The sequence below is a fragment of the Aquisalimonas lutea genome (assembly GCF_030409225.1).
In the GTDB taxonomy this organism is placed as follows: Bacteria; Pseudomonadota; Gammaproteobacteria; order Nitrococcales; family Aquisalimonadaceae; genus Aquisalimonas; species Aquisalimonas lutea.
Window position 1 is genome coordinate 249284 of sequence record NZ_JAUFPK010000001.1, and the last position, 14408, is coordinate 263691.

Annotated in this window: 14 protein-coding genes; 8 read left to right on the forward strand and 6 right to left on the reverse strand. The window is 69.5% G+C overall.

Annotation, left to right across the window (positions count from 1 at the left end):
- Positions 1 to 57: 57 nt before the first annotated feature.
- The 4 genes from QWY84_RS01205 to QWY84_RS01220 all read right to left on the reverse strand — a co-directional run bounded on the left by QWY84_RS01205 (position 58) and on the right by QWY84_RS01220 (position 5038).
- A complete protein-coding gene (locus QWY84_RS01205; protein ID WP_290200617.1) occupies positions 58 to 1620 on the reverse strand; it encodes a sensor domain-containing diguanylate cyclase in 1563 nt (520 codons plus the stop codon).
- A gap of 111 nt (positions 1621 to 1731) precedes the next feature.
- Positions 1732 to 2754 carry an alpha/beta hydrolase gene (locus QWY84_RS01210; protein ID WP_290200618.1) on the reverse strand — a complete coding sequence of 341 codons (1023 nt, stop codon included), beginning with the start codon at positions 2752 to 2754 and terminating at the stop codon, positions 1732 to 1734.
- 5 nt (positions 2755 to 2759) lie between these two features.
- Complete coding sequence (locus tag QWY84_RS01215) at positions 2760 to 4418, reverse strand: FAD-binding dehydrogenase (protein WP_290200620.1); 1659 nt, start codon at positions 4416 to 4418, stop codon at positions 2760 to 2762.
- Positions 4419 to 4591: 173 nt separating this feature from the next.
- Positions 4592 to 5038 carry a nucleoside 2-deoxyribosyltransferase gene (locus QWY84_RS01220; protein ID WP_290200622.1) on the reverse strand — a complete coding sequence of 149 codons (447 nt, stop codon included), beginning with the start codon at positions 5036 to 5038 and terminating at the stop codon, positions 4592 to 4594.
- Between the two features lie 140 nt (positions 5039 to 5178).
- On the opposite strand from QWY84_RS01220, the gene QWY84_RS01225 reads away from it, so the two are divergent.
- A complete protein-coding gene (locus QWY84_RS01225) occupies positions 5179 to 6060 on the forward strand; it encodes a haloalkane dehalogenase (protein ID WP_290200624.1) in 882 nt (293 codons plus the stop codon).
- 150 nt (positions 6061 to 6210) lie between these two features.
- On the opposite strand, the gene QWY84_RS01230 is transcribed toward QWY84_RS01225, so the two are convergent.
- Positions 6211 to 6822 carry a LysE family translocator gene (locus QWY84_RS01230; RefSeq protein WP_290200625.1) on the reverse strand — a complete coding sequence of 204 codons (612 nt, stop codon included), beginning with the start codon at positions 6820 to 6822 and terminating at the stop codon, positions 6211 to 6213.
- Positions 6823 to 6944: 122 nt separating this feature from the next.
- Here QWY84_RS01230 and QWY84_RS01235 point away from each other — a divergent pair, with 122 nt between their 5' ends.
- The 3 genes from QWY84_RS01235 to QWY84_RS01245 all read left to right on the forward strand — a co-directional run bounded on the left by QWY84_RS01235 (position 6945) and on the right by QWY84_RS01245 (position 9789).
- Complete coding sequence (locus tag QWY84_RS01235) at positions 6945 to 8339, forward strand: aminotransferase-like domain-containing protein (protein ID WP_290200626.1); 1395 nt, start codon at positions 6945 to 6947, stop codon at positions 8337 to 8339.
- A gap of 144 nt (positions 8340 to 8483) precedes the next feature.
- The gene (locus QWY84_RS01240) at positions 8484 to 8684 is read left to right on the forward strand and encodes a hypothetical protein (protein WP_290200627.1); all 201 of its coding nucleotides are present in this window, start codon (positions 8484 to 8486) and stop codon (positions 8682 to 8684) included.
- Positions 8685 to 8784: 100 nt separating this feature from the next.
- Positions 8785 to 9789, forward strand: coding sequence for a sensor domain-containing diguanylate cyclase (locus tag QWY84_RS01245; protein ID WP_290200628.1), 1005 nt, complete (start codon positions 8785 to 8787; stop codon positions 9787 to 9789).
- Here the strand turns inward: QWY84_RS01245 and QWY84_RS01250 are convergent.
- Positions 9786 to 10355, reverse strand: a complete 570-nt coding sequence (locus tag QWY84_RS01250; RefSeq protein WP_290200629.1) for a DUF2452 domain-containing protein — start codon at positions 10353 to 10355, stop codon at positions 9786 to 9788. The two genes, QWY84_RS01245 and QWY84_RS01250, sit on opposite strands and share 4 nt — an antisense overlap.
- 177 nt (positions 10356 to 10532) lie before the next feature.
- Here QWY84_RS01250 and QWY84_RS01255 point away from each other — a divergent pair, with 177 nt between their 5' ends.
- From QWY84_RS01255 to QWY84_RS01270, 4 genes are all read left to right on the forward strand, one after another.
- The gene (locus QWY84_RS01255; RefSeq protein WP_290200630.1) at positions 10533 to 10733 is read left to right on the forward strand and encodes a DUF2905 domain-containing protein; all 201 of its coding nucleotides are present in this window, start codon (positions 10533 to 10535) and stop codon (positions 10731 to 10733) included.
- A 562-nt stretch (positions 10734 to 11295) separates the two neighbouring features.
- Positions 11296 to 12576, forward strand: coding sequence for a porin (locus QWY84_RS01260; RefSeq protein WP_290200631.1), 1281 nt, complete (start codon positions 11296 to 11298; stop codon positions 12574 to 12576).
- Positions 12577 to 12696: 120 nt separating this feature from the next.
- A complete protein-coding gene (locus QWY84_RS01265; protein ID WP_290200632.1) occupies positions 12697 to 13341 on the forward strand; it encodes an outer membrane protein in 645 nt (214 codons plus the stop codon).
- 80 nt (positions 13342 to 13421) lie between these two features.
- Positions 13422 to 14381 carry a hypothetical protein gene (locus QWY84_RS01270; RefSeq protein WP_290200633.1) on the forward strand — a complete coding sequence of 320 codons (960 nt, stop codon included), beginning with the start codon at positions 13422 to 13424 and terminating at the stop codon, positions 14379 to 14381.
- Positions 14382 to 14408 lie beyond the last annotated feature (27 nt).

Sequence of the window (14408 nt, forward strand, 5' to 3'; positions counted from 1 at the left end):
CTCCCCGAGGCAACCCGGCGGGACCCCGCGAACGAGGGCCATTGCCGCAAGGCCCGGTCAGGTCTCAGCGTTGCCGGCGACGCAGATGCGGTTGCGGCCGAGGCGCTTGGCGGCGTACATGGCCTCATCGGCCGCCTGCAGCAGCTCGTCGGCGGAGCCGCCGTGGTCGGGGAATACCGCGACGCCGACACTGACGGTCACCCGCACCGCGCCGGCCCCGTCCACCACCAGCGGCCGGTCGCCGGTCAGGGCGCGCAGCCGGGCCGCCGCTTCGCGGGCCTCGTCCACACCCATCTCGGGCATGACCACGGCCAGCTCCTCGCCCCCGTAGCGGGCCGCGTAGTCCACGTTGCGGATGTTGTCCTGCAGCAGCCGCGCCAGCGCCCGCAGCACGTCGTCGCCGACGAGATGGCCGAGGCGGTCGTTGATGCCCTTGAATTCGTCGACGTCCAGCCAGAGAAGGGCCAGCGGGCGCTCGTAGCGGCGCGCACGCTCGACTTCGTCGGCGAACTGCTGGTCCAGCTCGCGCCGGTTGTAGAGGCCGGTCAGGGGGTCGTGGATGGCGAGGCTGGCAAGCTTGCGTTCCATCTGCTTGCGCTCGTCGATCTCCATGATGATGCCTTCCAGCCGCGCGCCGTCTTCGCCGTCCACGGAACAGCCCTGCTCCCAGACCCAGACCTCGTCCCCGGAGCGCCGCCGGATGCGATACTCCAGGGCGAACGAGCGCCCGGCGGCAAGAGCGCGCTGGACCGCCTCGTCGGCGCTCTGCCGGTCCTCGGGGAGGATCAGGTCCGCGAATGCCACCTCGCGGTTGTCCAGCAGCTGCTCCGGCTCGTAGCCGGTCACCTCGCGGGCGCCCTGGGACACGTAGAGCATGGTCCAGTGGGCGTCGTTGCGGCAGCGATAGGCCATGCCGGGGAGGTTGCCCAGCAGCGTGGCCAGCTCGCGCTCACGCTCGCGCAGTGCCTCCTCGGTGCGCCGGCTCTCGGTCACGTCGCGACCGATGGCCACGATGCCCATGGGCGTGCCGCCGACGCCGAACAGGCGCCGCGACGACCACAGCATGGTGCGGTCCTCGCCGCCGCGGGTACGGATACGGGTCTCGAAGTCATCCAGGTCCCCGCCGCTGCGCATGAGATCACGCATCGCCCCGGCGATACGATCGCGGTATTCCGGGTCCGGATAGAGCCACTCCCAGACGGTACTCCCGAGCAGCGCCTCGTCACGGGAATAGCCGCTGATCTGCTCGGCGGCCTTGTTCCACAGCGTCACGGAGCCGCCGCGGTCGAGAACGTTGATCCAGATGCTGGCATTGTCGATCACGGCCTCGCGGAACTGGTTCAGCTCCTCCAGCTCGCGCCGCTCGGCCTCGCGCTCGGCGAGCACGCGCGCATCGTGGAGAAACCGGCGCCGCAGGATCAGGAAGAACGCCAGAGCCGTGATGCCGACGAAAATCCAGCCCTTGCCGGTCTGCACGGCCGTGCGAACCGCCGGCTCGGAGAACAGCCATACCGTGATCTGATCGGAGAACGTGATCCAGAGCGCCCCGAACAGCGCGTAGACCAGTCCCATGCGGGCCGCGCGCCGCACCGCCCGGCGTTCTTCTTCGCTGCTGTACATACTGTCCTCATGCGCGCCCCCGCCGGTCCCCGCAGTCCGCCGTGCCCCGGGGCGATGAGATCATTCTGTCGAATCCAGTGTGCGGTGTTTGCGGGTGAATGAGAATAGCGGTCAGTCACACAGGGCACTGCGCGCCTCGGCACGGGTCACCTCGTGGCCCGAGGGCAGCGCCGCCCCGTGGTTCAGCAGCCAGGCGCGGATATCGGCGCGCACCTGGCCGGCTCCGGAGTAGCGGGTGAGCATGTGGTAGCCCTCCGGGTAGAGGGCCATGCGCCAGGGCGTTCGGCCGGCGTCCGGAAGCCGGTCCAGCATCCGGCACACCGGCTCGGCGGGAATGATCTCGTCCTCGTCGCCGTACAGGATCAGCGCCGGCCCGGTCAGGCGGGCGGTGGCCTCCAGCGCGTCGTCCATGAGCTCCGACAGCCCCTCCAGGGTATCCACCCGAGCCTCGCGCTGCACCAGCGGGTCGTCCCGCAGCTGCTGGAGCACTTCGTCCTGATCCGTGGGGCTCTTGCCCAGCATCTGGCCGAGCTGGGCCGAGAGCCGCATCCCGGGGGCCACGGCCTCCCCGAGCCACAGCCCGAACTGCTGGTACCAGGGCATGACCTCGTCACCCCAGACGGCCGGGGCCAGCAAGACCGTGCCGGCCACCTGCGGAGCGGGCTCGCGATCCAGGGCCAGCAGCGCCACGGCCCCGCCCATGCTGGCGCCCAGGAGGTAGACGGGGCGACCGGGATAGCGCTGGTGCAGGAGATCGATGGCCGTGACCGCGTCGTCGACCAGCAGCTTGCGGCCGGCCCACACGCCCCGCGGGCCGGAGGCGCCATGGCCGCGCTGGTCGTAGGCGTACACCGCCATGCCGGCCTGGTTGAGAGGACCGGCAAGCACATCGAAGGCGCCGGCGTAGTCGTTGAAGCCGTGCAGGGCGAGCACCACGGCCTCGGGCCGCCCCTGCGGCAGCCACCGGCGCAGGCGCAGCTCGTAGCCGTCGGCGGCGATCATGTGCTCGCCGGCGAGGGCGGGTTCCGTCGGACCCGGGCCCACCGGGCGCTCGGCCGAGCGGGCACAGCCGGCGGCGGCCAGCACCGCCGCCACGACGAGCAGCCAGGAGGTCCAGCGTGCCATGGTGCTCATCGGCCCTATCCCAGCGCCTCGTTTACGGCACGGCCGGCCGTGCGCCCGGTGAACAGGCAGCCGCCCAGGAACGTCCCCTCCAGCGAGCGGTAGCCGTGCATGCCCCCGCCGCCGAACCCGGCCGCCTCGCCAACGGCGTACAGCCCCGGCACCGGGGCCCCGTCGGCGCCCAGGACCCGTGCCTGCAGGTCCGTCTCCAGACCGCCCAGGGCCTTGCGCGTGAGCACGCTGAGCCGCACCGCGATGAGCGGGCCGTGCTTCGGATCCAGGATCCGGTGGGGCCGGGCGGTGCGGATCAGCTTGTCCCCCAGGAATCGGCGGGCGTTGTGAATCGCCATGATCTGGAAATCCTTGCAAAAGGGGTTGTCGAGTGCCCGGTCGCGGGCGGCGATCTGCGCCTCCAGGTCCGCCGGATCCAGAAGGTCGTCCCCCGTGAGCGCGTTCATGCCGTCCACCAGCTCCCGCACCGAGGAACGGACCACGAAATCTGCCCCGTGTTCCTTGAACGCCTCCACCGGCCCGGTGGCCTTGCGGCCCACGGCGCGCCGGGCGGTCAGGCGCCAGCTGCGGCCGGTGAGGTCCGGGTTCTGCTCGGAGCCGGACAGGGCGAATTCCTTGCGGATGATACTCTGGTTGAGCACGAACCAGCTGTAATCGAACCCCGTGGTCGCCAGGTGGGCCAGCTGGCCCAGCGTATCGGACCCCGGGTACAGGGGTGCCGGGAAGCGGCGGCCGCGGGCGTCGAACCACAGCGCCGACGGCCCCGGCAGCACGCGGATGCCGTGCCCCGGCCAGACGGGGTTCCAGTTGTGCAGCCCTTCCACGTAGTGCCACATGCGGTCGCGGTTGATCAGCCGCCCGCCCGCGGTGCCCGCGATCTCCAGCATGCGCCCGTCCACGTGGGCGGGCACGCCGGTGACCATGTGCGCCGGCGGCGGGCCCAGCCGCTGCGGCCAGTGGCGGCGAACCAGCTCGTGGTCGCCGCCGATGCCGCCGGAGGCGACGATCACGGCCTGGGCGCGCAGGGCGAAGGCGCCGGTCTCCGCCCGCGACGTGGCCTGGCCGCGGGGTGCATCGTCGGGGCACAACACGGCACCGCGGACCCCGTCCACGCGGCCGTCCGTGGTCAGCAGCTCGTCCACCCGGTGGCGGAACCGTAGGGTGACGCGCCCCTGCGCCTCGGCCCGGCGGATCCGGTCCTCGAACGGCTCCACCAGCCCCGGCCCCGTGCCCCAGGTGATATGGAACCGCGGCACGGAGTTGCCGTGGCCGCCGGCATGGTAGCCGCCGCGCTCGGCCCAGCCGAGCACCGGAAAGCTGCGATGGCCCATGGACCGCAGCCAGGCGCGCTTCTCGCCGGCGGCGAAATCCAGGTACGCCTCGGCCCAGCGGCGCGGCCAGGCGTCCTCGGGCCGGTCGAAGGCGGCGGTGCCCAGCCAGTCCTGCCGGGCCAGCTCGCGGGAGTCGCGGATGCCCATGCGCCGCTGCTCCGGCGAGTCGACGAAGAACAGCCCGCCGAAGGACCAGTACGCCTGCCCGCCGAGATTCTGCTCCGGTTCCTGGTCGACGATGACGACCCGGCGCCCGCCGTCCGCCAGCTCCGCCGCCGCCACCAGCCCCGCGAGCCCGGCGCCGACGACGATGACATCCGCATCCAGGGCCATGCGCCCTCCTTCCGTGTCGGTCTCCGTGCCGTCGTGTCCCGATTCCCGGGGACGCGCCCTGCTCTGGCGGCGCTGTCGGCCGCGGCACTGGCGCGTCCCCGGGAGCCGGGACACCAGCCTACCGTACGCGGCCCCGGAATACGCAGACCAGAGGGCGGCCCCTCCGGGGGCAGTCAGCCCGAGCGCGTACGGAGCTCCGCGAGCACCGGCACCAGCCGGTCCGCCAGGGTGTCGAGCGCATCCACGGGCTCGAGCAGCAGCGTACGGCAGACGTTGGCCAGCATCAGGTTGAGACCCCGGTCCTCGCCGCCGCGGAAATCGGTGCGCACGCCCACCACGGGCACGCCGCGGGCGTGGGCGTAGCCCAGCTCCAGGCTGGTGCCGGAGTCGGCATCCGGTCCATCCAGCACGGCGAGCACGGCATCGCTGGCATCGATCATCGCCAGGCAGTCGGCGAACATGCACTGTGACCAGTCCTCCCGGCCCAGGAACTGCTGCGCGCGCTCCTGGGGCAGAATGAAGTCCACGCCGTCCAGGCGCCCGCTCAGCGCGTCGGTGAGCTGCCGGTTGAAGCGCTTCTCCGCCAGCCCGAACAGCGCCCCGGCAAAATAGACCTGCATGGTTCTCGTCTCCCTGTCTGCAGTGACATACTCGGTTCGCAAAGCGCAGGGACCATACCCGGGTTATCGTGTCCGGCCAAGACCGGCGCACAGACCGGGCGGGCCCCCGGGCGCCCCGACAACACAATGGAGGAGAGACCATGATCTCCAGCGAGGAACCCGCAAAGAAGACCGCCACCGTCCACGGCAGGACCATGGCCTACGTCGAGCGCGGCAGCGGCGATGCCATCGTCTTCCTGCACGGCAATCCCACGTCGTCGTACCTGTGGCGCAATATCATCCCGCACCTGGAGGGGCTGGGGCGCTGTATCGCGCCGGACCTCATCGGCATGGGCGACTCCGACAAGCTGGACGACCCGGGTCCGGAGCGCTACCGCTTCGTCGAGCACCGGGAATACCTGGATGCGCTGCTGGAGCAGCTGGACCTCGGCGACCGGGTCACCCTGGTGATCCACGACTGGGGCTCGGCCCTGGGGTTCGACTGGGCCCGCCGGCACCCGGAGCGCGTCAGGGGCATCGCCTACATGGAGGCCATCGTGCGCCCGCTGTCCTGGGCGGAGTGGCCGGAGTCGATCAAGCCCATCTTCCAGGGCTTCCGCTCCGAGGCGGGCGAGGAAATGGTCCTGGACAAGAACCTGTTCGTCGAGCGGGTGCTCCCCGGCTCGGTGCTGCGCGGGCTCAGTGACGACGAGATGGCGGTCTACCGCCGCCCGTTCGCCGAGCCCGGCGAGGCGCGGCGGCCGACGCTCACCTGGCCGCGGCAGATCCCCCTGGACGGCGAGCCCGCCGACGTCCACGAGATCGCCTCCGACTACGCGCGTTGGATGGCGGACAACGATCTGCCCAAGCTGTTCGTCAACGCCGACCCCGGCGCCATCCTGACCGGCCCGGCGCGCGAGAGCTGCCGCCGGTGGCGCAACCAGACGGAGGTCACGGTGCCCGGCAGCCACTTCATCCAGGAGGACTCGCCGGAGGCCATCGGCGAGGCCGTCGCCGACTGGTACCGGCGCCTGGAGAGCTGACGACCGCCGGCACGGGCGGCGCCACGGAGTGGGCTCGCACCGCGGGGAGGCCGACGATCCGACGGCGGCCCCCTGGTATCGCGGGTCCGCGCCTGCGCCGCCTCGTAGCCGCTCGCGTGCCACCTTTGCCCACCGGCGAGGCTGCCCCGTTCAGTCCAGCGCGATGAGCACGACACAGGCCGCGGTCAGCCCGCCCATGACGCGGTTGAACCAGCGCCACGCCCGGGCCGTGTGCAGCAGCCGGCCGATGCCGGTGCCGAACGCCGCCCATATGCTGATCGACGGCAGGTTGACCAGTGAGCAGGTCAGCGCCACCGCGATCGCCGAGATCACGTAGGCGTCGCCGTTGACGGTGAACGCGCTCACCGCCGATATCGCCATCACCCAGGCCTTGGGATTGGCGTACTGGAAGCCGGCCGCCTCCAGGAAGGTAATGGGCCGGCCGCCGGCATCGACCTCGGTCTTCGGTGCCGCCGTCGCAATGCGCCACGCCAGGTACAGCAGATAGAGCGCGCCGACGACCTCGAGCGTGGTCTTCACCGGCGGATAGGTGACGAACAGCGCGCCCAGTCCGGCGGCCACCACCGTGATGAGCGTGAGAAACCCCACCGAGATCCCCAGCATGTGCGGGATGGTCCGCCGGAAGCCATAGTTGGCGCCGGAGGCCGTGAGCATGACGTTGTTCGGACCCGGGGTGGCCGACATCGCGAACGCGAACAGCACCACCGGCAGGAAGAAGCCGTCGAAGTCCAGAGCGTTCATGGGTTGACCCACTCCTGATTGTATCGATACAAATAAACGAAATACTGGGCTTTTTGGCCTGTTTTAACGACAAAAACAAGATTACACTTGCACAAAATGCATGCAATCGGATTTTTGTAACCATGACATTCTGGCAACCCGAGCTGGAGCGCTACCCTGGCCCCCGCTACAAGGCCATCGCCGCCGCCGTCGCCGAGGACATTTCCGGAGGGACCCTGCAGCCCGGCGACCGGCTGCCGACCCACCGGCAGCTGGCCGAGGCCCTGGGCGTGACCGTGGGCACCGTGACGCGGGGCTACGCCGAGGCCGAGCGGCAGGGGCTCGTGGGCGGCCGCGTGGGCAGCGGCACCTACGTGCTGGGTGACGGCGACGGGCACCGGGTGCCCTTCGGCATCCCGGCAGAAGCGCCGACCGACGGCGACGTCAACTTCGGCCTCGCCTTGCCGGTGCCGGCGCGCCGCGAGAGCATGCTGGCCGATGCCCTGCGGCGGCTGGCGGACGACCCGGCGGCACTTCATGACACCCTGTCCTACCAGCCGGAGGCCGGCCTGCGACGGCACCGGGACACCCTGCGCGACTGGCTCGCGGACTGGGGCGTGGCGCTGGCCGGTGACGAGGTCCTGCTCACCCTGGGCGGCCTGCACGCCGTGCACCTGGCGCTGCAGGTCCTCGCCCGGCCCGGTGAGACCGTCGCCACCGAGGCGCTGACCTACCCGGGACTCATCGCCGCCGCCCGCCAGCAGCACCTGGACCTGCAGCCCGTAGCGCTGGACGACGAGGGCATGATCCCCTCGGCCCTGGCGCGGCTGTGCGAGCAGCGGGCCGTGCGTGCCGTCTACTGCGTGCCCAACCAGAACAACCCCACCACGGCGTGCATGAGCGAGGAGCGCCGCCGGGAGCTGGCCGCCGTGGCCCGCCGGTACGGCGTATTCTTCATCGAGGATGAGGTCCACCTGGTGGACGGCAGCGAGCGCCCGCCCAATCTGGTGGATCTCGCCCCGGAGCGGGTGCTGTACGTCACCAGCTGCTCCAAGATCCTCGCAGGCGGCCTGCGGGTGGGAATCCTGCGGGCGCCGGGGCACCTCGTGCGCCCGCTGGAGGACGCTCTCCGGAGCCACTGCTGGATGGCCCCGCCGCTGAACGCGGAGCTCGCCTGTCGCTGGATCACGTCGGGGCTGGCACGGGAGATCGCCGACTGGCAGCGCCGGGCCATCGGCGAGCGGCAGGCCCTGGCGGCGGACCGGCTCGCGGGACACACGTTCCGCGCGCAGCCCTACGGATTCAACCTGTGGCTGCACCTGCCGGAGCCCTGGCGGGCCGGCTCCTTCGTCACCGCCTGCGCCAGCGAGGGTGTCCACGTGAAAAGCGGCGAGCCCTTCGCCGTGGGCCATCAGCCCGTGCCCGAGGCGATCCGCCTGGCACTGTCGGCGCCGGCTTCCCTGGACGACGTCCGTCGCGGCCTGGACGTCGTGCGCGGCCTGCTGGAGCACGGGCCGCGCCCCCCTTCAACCCTGTGACAAGCTGAGCCTCAAGAGCACAGGATTTTTCATGTCTGTTCCGCAGAATCACAGGTAATGTGAGGCAAACCCGGATGATGCGATGCGTCATCGGCTGTAAAGTACTGGCCATACTGAACGAGCGTCCCAAAGGAGGGAAACACCATGGCCAGAACGAACGCCTTCGAGATCGATCGCACCTACTCCGTGGACCAGATTGCGCGCATCGAGCGGGAAGCCCGCCGGGCCCGGGACGAGTACGTGGCCGGCCTGATCCGCGCGGCCTTCCGGCACACCCGGGCGGCTCTGCGCGACGCCATCGGCACCGCGGAGCCCCGCGCCAACGGGCGGGTCCGGGAGGCCTGACGCCTCCCGGCACTTGCCGCCGCCGACGGAATGGACGACTATTTGAGGCAATCGGTCCAGATTTTCCGGGCAGCGCGGGCCCGGCCTGGAGTGCTGCCTAGTGACCGTCCCGCATCATCCGGATTCCGGCCATCCGCTGTCATTGCTCGGCGAGCGGGAGGGCTGGAAGCTGATCCAGGACCTCTGGGCCCACTTCCCCGAGAACATGTTCGTCATCGGGGTTCTTCCCGGCGACACGTTCGTCGTGGAAGCCATCAACCCCGCACAGCACGCTCTGCTCAACCGACCGCTGCACGACTGCCTCGGCCGGCGCCTGGATGAGCTGTTGCCGGCCCCCGGCTGTGACGAGATCCTTGCCAACTATCGGCGGTGCGTCGCAGCCGGCAAACCACTGCGTTACGAGGAACGCGGCGTGTACCTGGACGACGTCGGGGCCGAGCGCCGCGGCCACTGGCTGACGCTGCTCGTGCCCATTCGGGACGATCAGGACACGATCCGGCACCTGTTCGGCATCTCCCAGAATGTCACCGACATTTATCGTGCCCGTCGGGCGGTGGAGGAGCAGAATGTGCGCCTGGAACAGCGTGTCGCCGCGCGCACTCGCGAGCTGGAGCAACTCAACCGCCAGCTTGAGGAGCAGGCAAGCCGGGACGGCCTCACCCATGCGCTCAATCGGCGCGTCCTCTACCGCATCGGCACCGAGGAGCTGGAACGGGCGCGCCGGTACGACCATGAGCTCTCCGTTGTGATGCTGGATGTCGACCACTTCAAGTCGTTCAACGACGACCACGGTCACCACTACGGCGACGCGGTGCTGGTGGATCTGGTGCGCACCGTCCAGGACGCTCTGCGCGATTCCGACCGGCTGGGCCGGGTCGGCGGCGACGAGTTCGTGATCCTGCTGCCGGGCACCGGTCTTGCCGACGCGCGCTGCACGGCCGAGCGGCTGCGCACGTTGGTCCGGAGCAACACCCATTGCTCCATAAGCCTGGGGGTGGCATGCCGGGACACCGCGGACACGGCCATCGAGTCTGTGGTCCTCCGCGCCGACGAGGCCTTGCGCCAGTCCAAGCGCGAGGGTCGCGACCGCTCCTCGGCGTCCTAGCGGTCGGACTGATGGGTAAGCAGGCCACGGGCCTCGTTGTAGGAGAGCTCGCGGATCCCTGAACGCTCCATGGACGCGCCCAGGGAATGCGCCAGGCCGTAGGCGTAGGCACGCTGGTAGAACGGCAGCCGCCCGTCGTGCACGGGCAGCGCGTCCTCCAGGGTGTCCGCCGCTTCCAGGGCCTCCTCGAAGCGGGCCCGGCGCTCCTCCAGGTAGCGCACGAACACCGGGTCCTCCGCAACCTCCTCGGCCAGCATCAGCGTCCAGCTCATGTCCTCCTGGAGCCGGCACTCGCCGATGTAGCGGCCGTACACCGTGGGCGACCACTGGTCCGGCGGCAGCGGCGACAGGCGGAAGCGGCCCTCCTTGTGGTAGAGCCAGTACGACTCGCCGACCACCGGCTGGAAACCGAACTCGCTCTCCAGCACGAACAGCGAGGTGAACAGCTCCACTGACACCTGCTCCACGTTCTTGGCGGGTACCGCCCGCGCCGCCCGCTGCCCCTCGGCCAGGGCGGCCAGCACCGGCACCTGCCCCTTGCCCTGGGGATTGGGATTGTCAGGCATGGCGTCTCGGCTGCGTTGCGTTTGTTCCGGAAAGGCTGCAAGAGTCTACTAACGTTTCCGGGCCGATTGCCAGGTCCGGGCGCCGGCGGCACGGGTCGAGGAACCGCGGCACACCTGCCGTGCGCCCCGGCGGGCCGGAATTGCCTGCCTTTCCCCGGCTCCGGTATCTTCGGGCCCATGCAGCGCATCCTCATCATTACCGGCATCCTCGTCCTGGCCGCGGGCCTGCTCTGGCCGTGGATCAGCAAGCTGGGCCTGGGCCGGCTGCCCGGCGACATCGTCATCCAGCGCGAGGGCTTCAGCTTCTACTTCCCCATCACCACCTGCATCGTTGTCAGCGTGGTCATCACCATCATCTTCTGGCTGTTCCGGAAATAGCGGACCCGATCCCTCGCATCTTCCGCAGGAGGGGCTTCAGCCCCGACCAGTCCGGGAATCCACCTCGCGCAACGGCACCACAAGCCGCTGTTACACACCGCCGGTTTGTTGCAACGCGTCACAACTCGCCCTCGACGCGACGGCTCACATGGCTATACTCGGCGGAAACAATGACAACCCGGGCATCAGGAAGTGGCTTTCCGGGAACGGAGAACGGATATCCCTTGCTTTTTGCGCTACCCACGCCATCCACACTTCCCCGGGCGCCCGGCAGCAGCCGCGACACCATCGACGGTTCTGCGTTTTTACCCTTCATTTGTTGTTATTTAGCAACGAAACTTAAAGTAGTTTCTTAGCATTGTTGATCATTGCGAAAGATTGTAGTAAACACGTTTGTACGTGTCGTAGACACTTCGCCGGGTTGTCTCGTGGCATTTGCGCAACAACCCGGTGGGCTTTCGGGTGGCAACACCCACCGGGTCGTGTGGGGGGCCCGGCGGCGGCAGCAACCGCCGATGCACCCACGGAAGTACCAAAACAGAAATCTCAAGGGGAAGCATCCATGAAAAAAGTGACTTCAGCTCTGGCTCTCGCCGCCCTGATCGGCAGCCCGGCGGCTTTCGCACAGGTCGAGTTCGGCGGCGATGCGGAATTCAACGCCTACAACGTCCGCAACGGGGCTGCTGCGCAGAGCTCCGATCGCACCAGCGGCATGCAGCAGCGCATCCGTCTGCAGGCGGCCTTTGAAACGGACGGGGGCGTTGAAGTCCACACGCGCCTGAACCTGTTCAATGACCGGTGGACCGGTGACGCCAGCGGCGACGGCGGTCTTGACGAGCAGCCTTTCAGCAACCGCGACCATCGTGGCGTTGATCTTGATCTCGGCTACATCAGCCTGCCCATCGGCATCGGCCGCATGAACATCGGCCGCCAGGCATCCAACTGGAACCACAACTTCACCGCCAGCGACGACCGCCGTGACCGCATCGGCTTCGTCATCCCGCTCGGCGGCGGCCATGTCTTTGCGCCCAGCTATGACCGGCGCACCACGGACCAGACTACAGCCACCGGCAACAACGCCGCGCTCGATGGCAACCAGCTCAACCTCGCGGTGCTGGGTCCACTCGCGCAGGGCATGAACTACGGTGTCCTGTACACGCGCTGGGAATCCAGTGACTCCGGCGCCGGTTCCGCTGGCTATGCACTGCGCGGCGCCCAGCTCTTCGCACCCTATGTTGCCGGCGAAGCCGGAAACTTCGACTACAAGGTCGGTGGGCACTATCTCGGCGACAGCCGCGGGAGCGTCTACACCGAGAACACCTACGGCACATATCTCCGTGGCGGTTTCCAGCTCACGCCGGAATTCAAGGCAGAAGCGCAGGTCATGTACATGGCCAAGGGGACTCTGGTTGCCGGCGGCTATGACACCTTCTCCAGCCTGATCCACAACAGCCCGGACCACAGCCAGTCACCGACGCGCATCGGCGGCCTGAATCTCGGCGGTCAAGGTACCGGTCAAGGAAGTGCGTTCGGCGATCAGACCGACGACACCCGCACCCTGGTTGCCGCCCGCGGCACCTACGACGTGATGGACTGGACGTTCATGGGGGCCGTCGGCTGGGTCAACTATGAGCTGGCTGCCGGCACGGCTGTCAACACGACCGCCAACGACGTGGATGAGGACGTCATGTTCGCGGACCTTCAGGCGCACTACAGCCTGACGCCATCCACGACCGTTTACGCTACGGCGGGATATGCCCAGACGGAGGATTACTTCAACGCTCTGGGCATGCGCGAGAAGGACAGCTACGCCACGAGCCTGAACGTGGAGACCCAGTTCTAGGGCTTGCACTGACTGGAGTGATCAAAAAGGGCGCCCGCGGGCGCCCTTTTTTGTGCTGTCTCTCACAAACAACACCTTGCCGCGCGGATGCAACGGAGCTACATTCACGGAATCCCCATCATGGACGAGGCAAGCGCCGTGACGACCCGTTTCGCTCTTCTCGCAACCGCGGGCCTGCTGCTGGCAGCCGGGCCCGTGCACGGTGGCGACTGGAACGGCCCCTATGCCGGCCTGGGCGGGGCAGCCCCCAGCAGCTCGGTGACCGGCAGCAGCTACCGGTCCCCGTACCACGGCGATGCGCTGGGCCTGGATGCGGACCGCGCCGGCGCCCTGCTCAGCGGCTACAGCGGTTTCGGCTGGAGCCGCGGGGGCCTGTACCTGGGCGGCGAGGCCGGCCTGGACCCGAGCTTCGGCAGCCGCCGCCCGGCCCACGCCCTCGACGACGCCGACCCCGCCCCGCGCGGCCCGCTGGGAATCTCCGGCCTCATGGGCGGGCTGGTACGGCCGGACACCCTGCTCTACGGACGGGCCGGCTACCTGCCATCCCGCAGCGGCCCGCTGGTTCCGGGATTCCGCGACGGCGACCTCCTGAACGGCCTGCGCCTGGGCGCCGGCGCGGAGTTCCGCCTGTGGGACAATACCCGGCTGCGCCTGGAGTACAACCACGTCTGGCACGACAACGGCGCGGGAGTCGACGACGGCGCGGTCGGCGACAATCCCTACAGCGAGTCCTGGTTCGAGGCCGGCGGCGTGCTCCGCTTCTGACGGCATGGCCCGGCGCGTTGGGATTGCCCCTGACCGCGTGCTCTCCTATGCTCGCCTTTTCACGAATATGCGGAGCCTGCATGATGCGACGTCCGACCGCAGCCCTTGGCACGATCACCCTGAGCGTCCTGCTCCTCGCCGGTTGTGCCGGTGACGGCCTGACCGAGGAGGAAAGAAGCCGCTATCAGGAAGCCTACGGCCTCGAGCACGAGGACTGGTCGGACCGGCCCAGCCTGTTCCGGGACCTGTTCGGCAACGAGGAAGGCACCGCCGAGGCGGACGAGGAGCGTCTGGCGGAGCTGGAGCAGGCGATCCGGGAGCTGGAGGAGCAGCGCAGCGAACGCGCCGACGCGCGCGGCAGCGACCGGGAGCCCGTGGACACGGACCAGCCGCGCACCCGGGTGGGCCTGCTGCTCAGCGGTGATGCCGATGCGCTGGCCGCTGCCTTCCGCGACGTGGCGCCGGACCACCCGGTGGTGCTCATGGGCGACGGCGCCACCCGGGACAGCCTCGCCGAGGCCGGCTGCGACGCCGCCGACCCATCCACCTGCGCCGAGGCGCTGTCCCTCTACCCCGGCCTGCGCGCCGTCCTCCGGGTGGACGTCGACGGCAACGAGCTGCGCTGGTCCAGCTACGACGTGGTCCTGGACCACGAGCATGCCACCCGCGTGGGCGAGGCGCCGGAGGTCGACGGCGAGGTCCCCGAAGGGGCCTGGCGCGCCTTCGCCGACCAGGCCCTGATCGCCACGGTGGACCGCCTGGACACCGCGCCCTGGCACGCCCGGGCATTCTCCCGGCAGGACGACGGCTGGGCCATCAACGCCGGCCGGGCCGCGGGCCTGGAGCAGGGCCAGCAGCTCGCCGTCCGCGGCGAGCCCAGCATCATCCGCACCCCCGGCGGCCGCCCGGTGGCCTGGCGCCCGGGCAGCCGCAAGGGCGTGGTCGAGGTCATCGACTTCGCCGGGGATGATGTCGCCATCGTAAGCCTGGTCGAGGGTGAAGGGCCCGGAGAGGAGGATGTGCTGGTGACCGAGGATTAGCGGTTCGATTCGTCGGGGCTGAAGCCC

Bases quoted from the DNA above. Each gene is read 5' to 3' on its own strand.
- QWY84_RS01205 (WP_290200617.1), bottom strand. From the start codon at position 1,620: ATGTACAGCAGCGAAGAAGAACGCCGGGCGGTGCGGCGCGCGGCCCGC.
- QWY84_RS01210 (WP_290200618.1), bottom strand. From the start codon at position 2,754: ATGAGCACCATGGCACGCTGGACCTCCTGGCTGCTCGTCGTGGCGGCG.
- QWY84_RS01215 (WP_290200620.1), bottom strand. From the start codon at position 4,418: ATGGCCCTGGATGCGGATGTCATCGTCGTCGGCGCCGGGCTCGCGGGG.
- QWY84_RS01220 (WP_290200622.1), bottom strand. From the start codon at position 5,038: ATGCAGGTCTATTTTGCCGGGGCGCTGTTCGGGCTGGCGGAGAAGCGC.
- QWY84_RS01225 (WP_290200624.1), top strand. From the start codon at position 5,179: ATGATCTCCAGCGAGGAACCCGCAAAGAAGACCGCCACCGTCCACGGC.
- QWY84_RS01230 (WP_290200625.1), bottom strand. From the start codon at position 6,822: ATGAACGCTCTGGACTTCGACGGCTTCTTCCTGCCGGTGGTGCTGTTC.
- QWY84_RS01235 (WP_290200626.1), top strand. From the start codon at position 6,945: ATGACATTCTGGCAACCCGAGCTGGAGCGCTACCCTGGCCCCCGCTAC.
- QWY84_RS01240 (WP_290200627.1), top strand. From the start codon at position 8,484: ATGGCCAGAACGAACGCCTTCGAGATCGATCGCACCTACTCCGTGGAC.
- QWY84_RS01250 (WP_290200629.1), bottom strand. From the start codon at position 10,355: ATGCCTGACAATCCCAATCCCCAGGGCAAGGGGCAGGTGCCGGTGCTG.
- QWY84_RS01255 (WP_290200630.1), top strand. From the start codon at position 10,533: ATGCAGCGCATCCTCATCATTACCGGCATCCTCGTCCTGGCCGCGGGC.
- QWY84_RS01260 (WP_290200631.1), top strand. From the start codon at position 11,296: ATGAAAAAAGTGACTTCAGCTCTGGCTCTCGCCGCCCTGATCGGCAGC.
- QWY84_RS01265 (WP_290200632.1), top strand. From the start codon at position 12,697: ATGGACGAGGCAAGCGCCGTGACGACCCGTTTCGCTCTTCTCGCAACC.
- QWY84_RS01270 (WP_290200633.1), top strand. From the start codon at position 13,422: ATGATGCGACGTCCGACCGCAGCCCTTGGCACGATCACCCTGAGCGTC.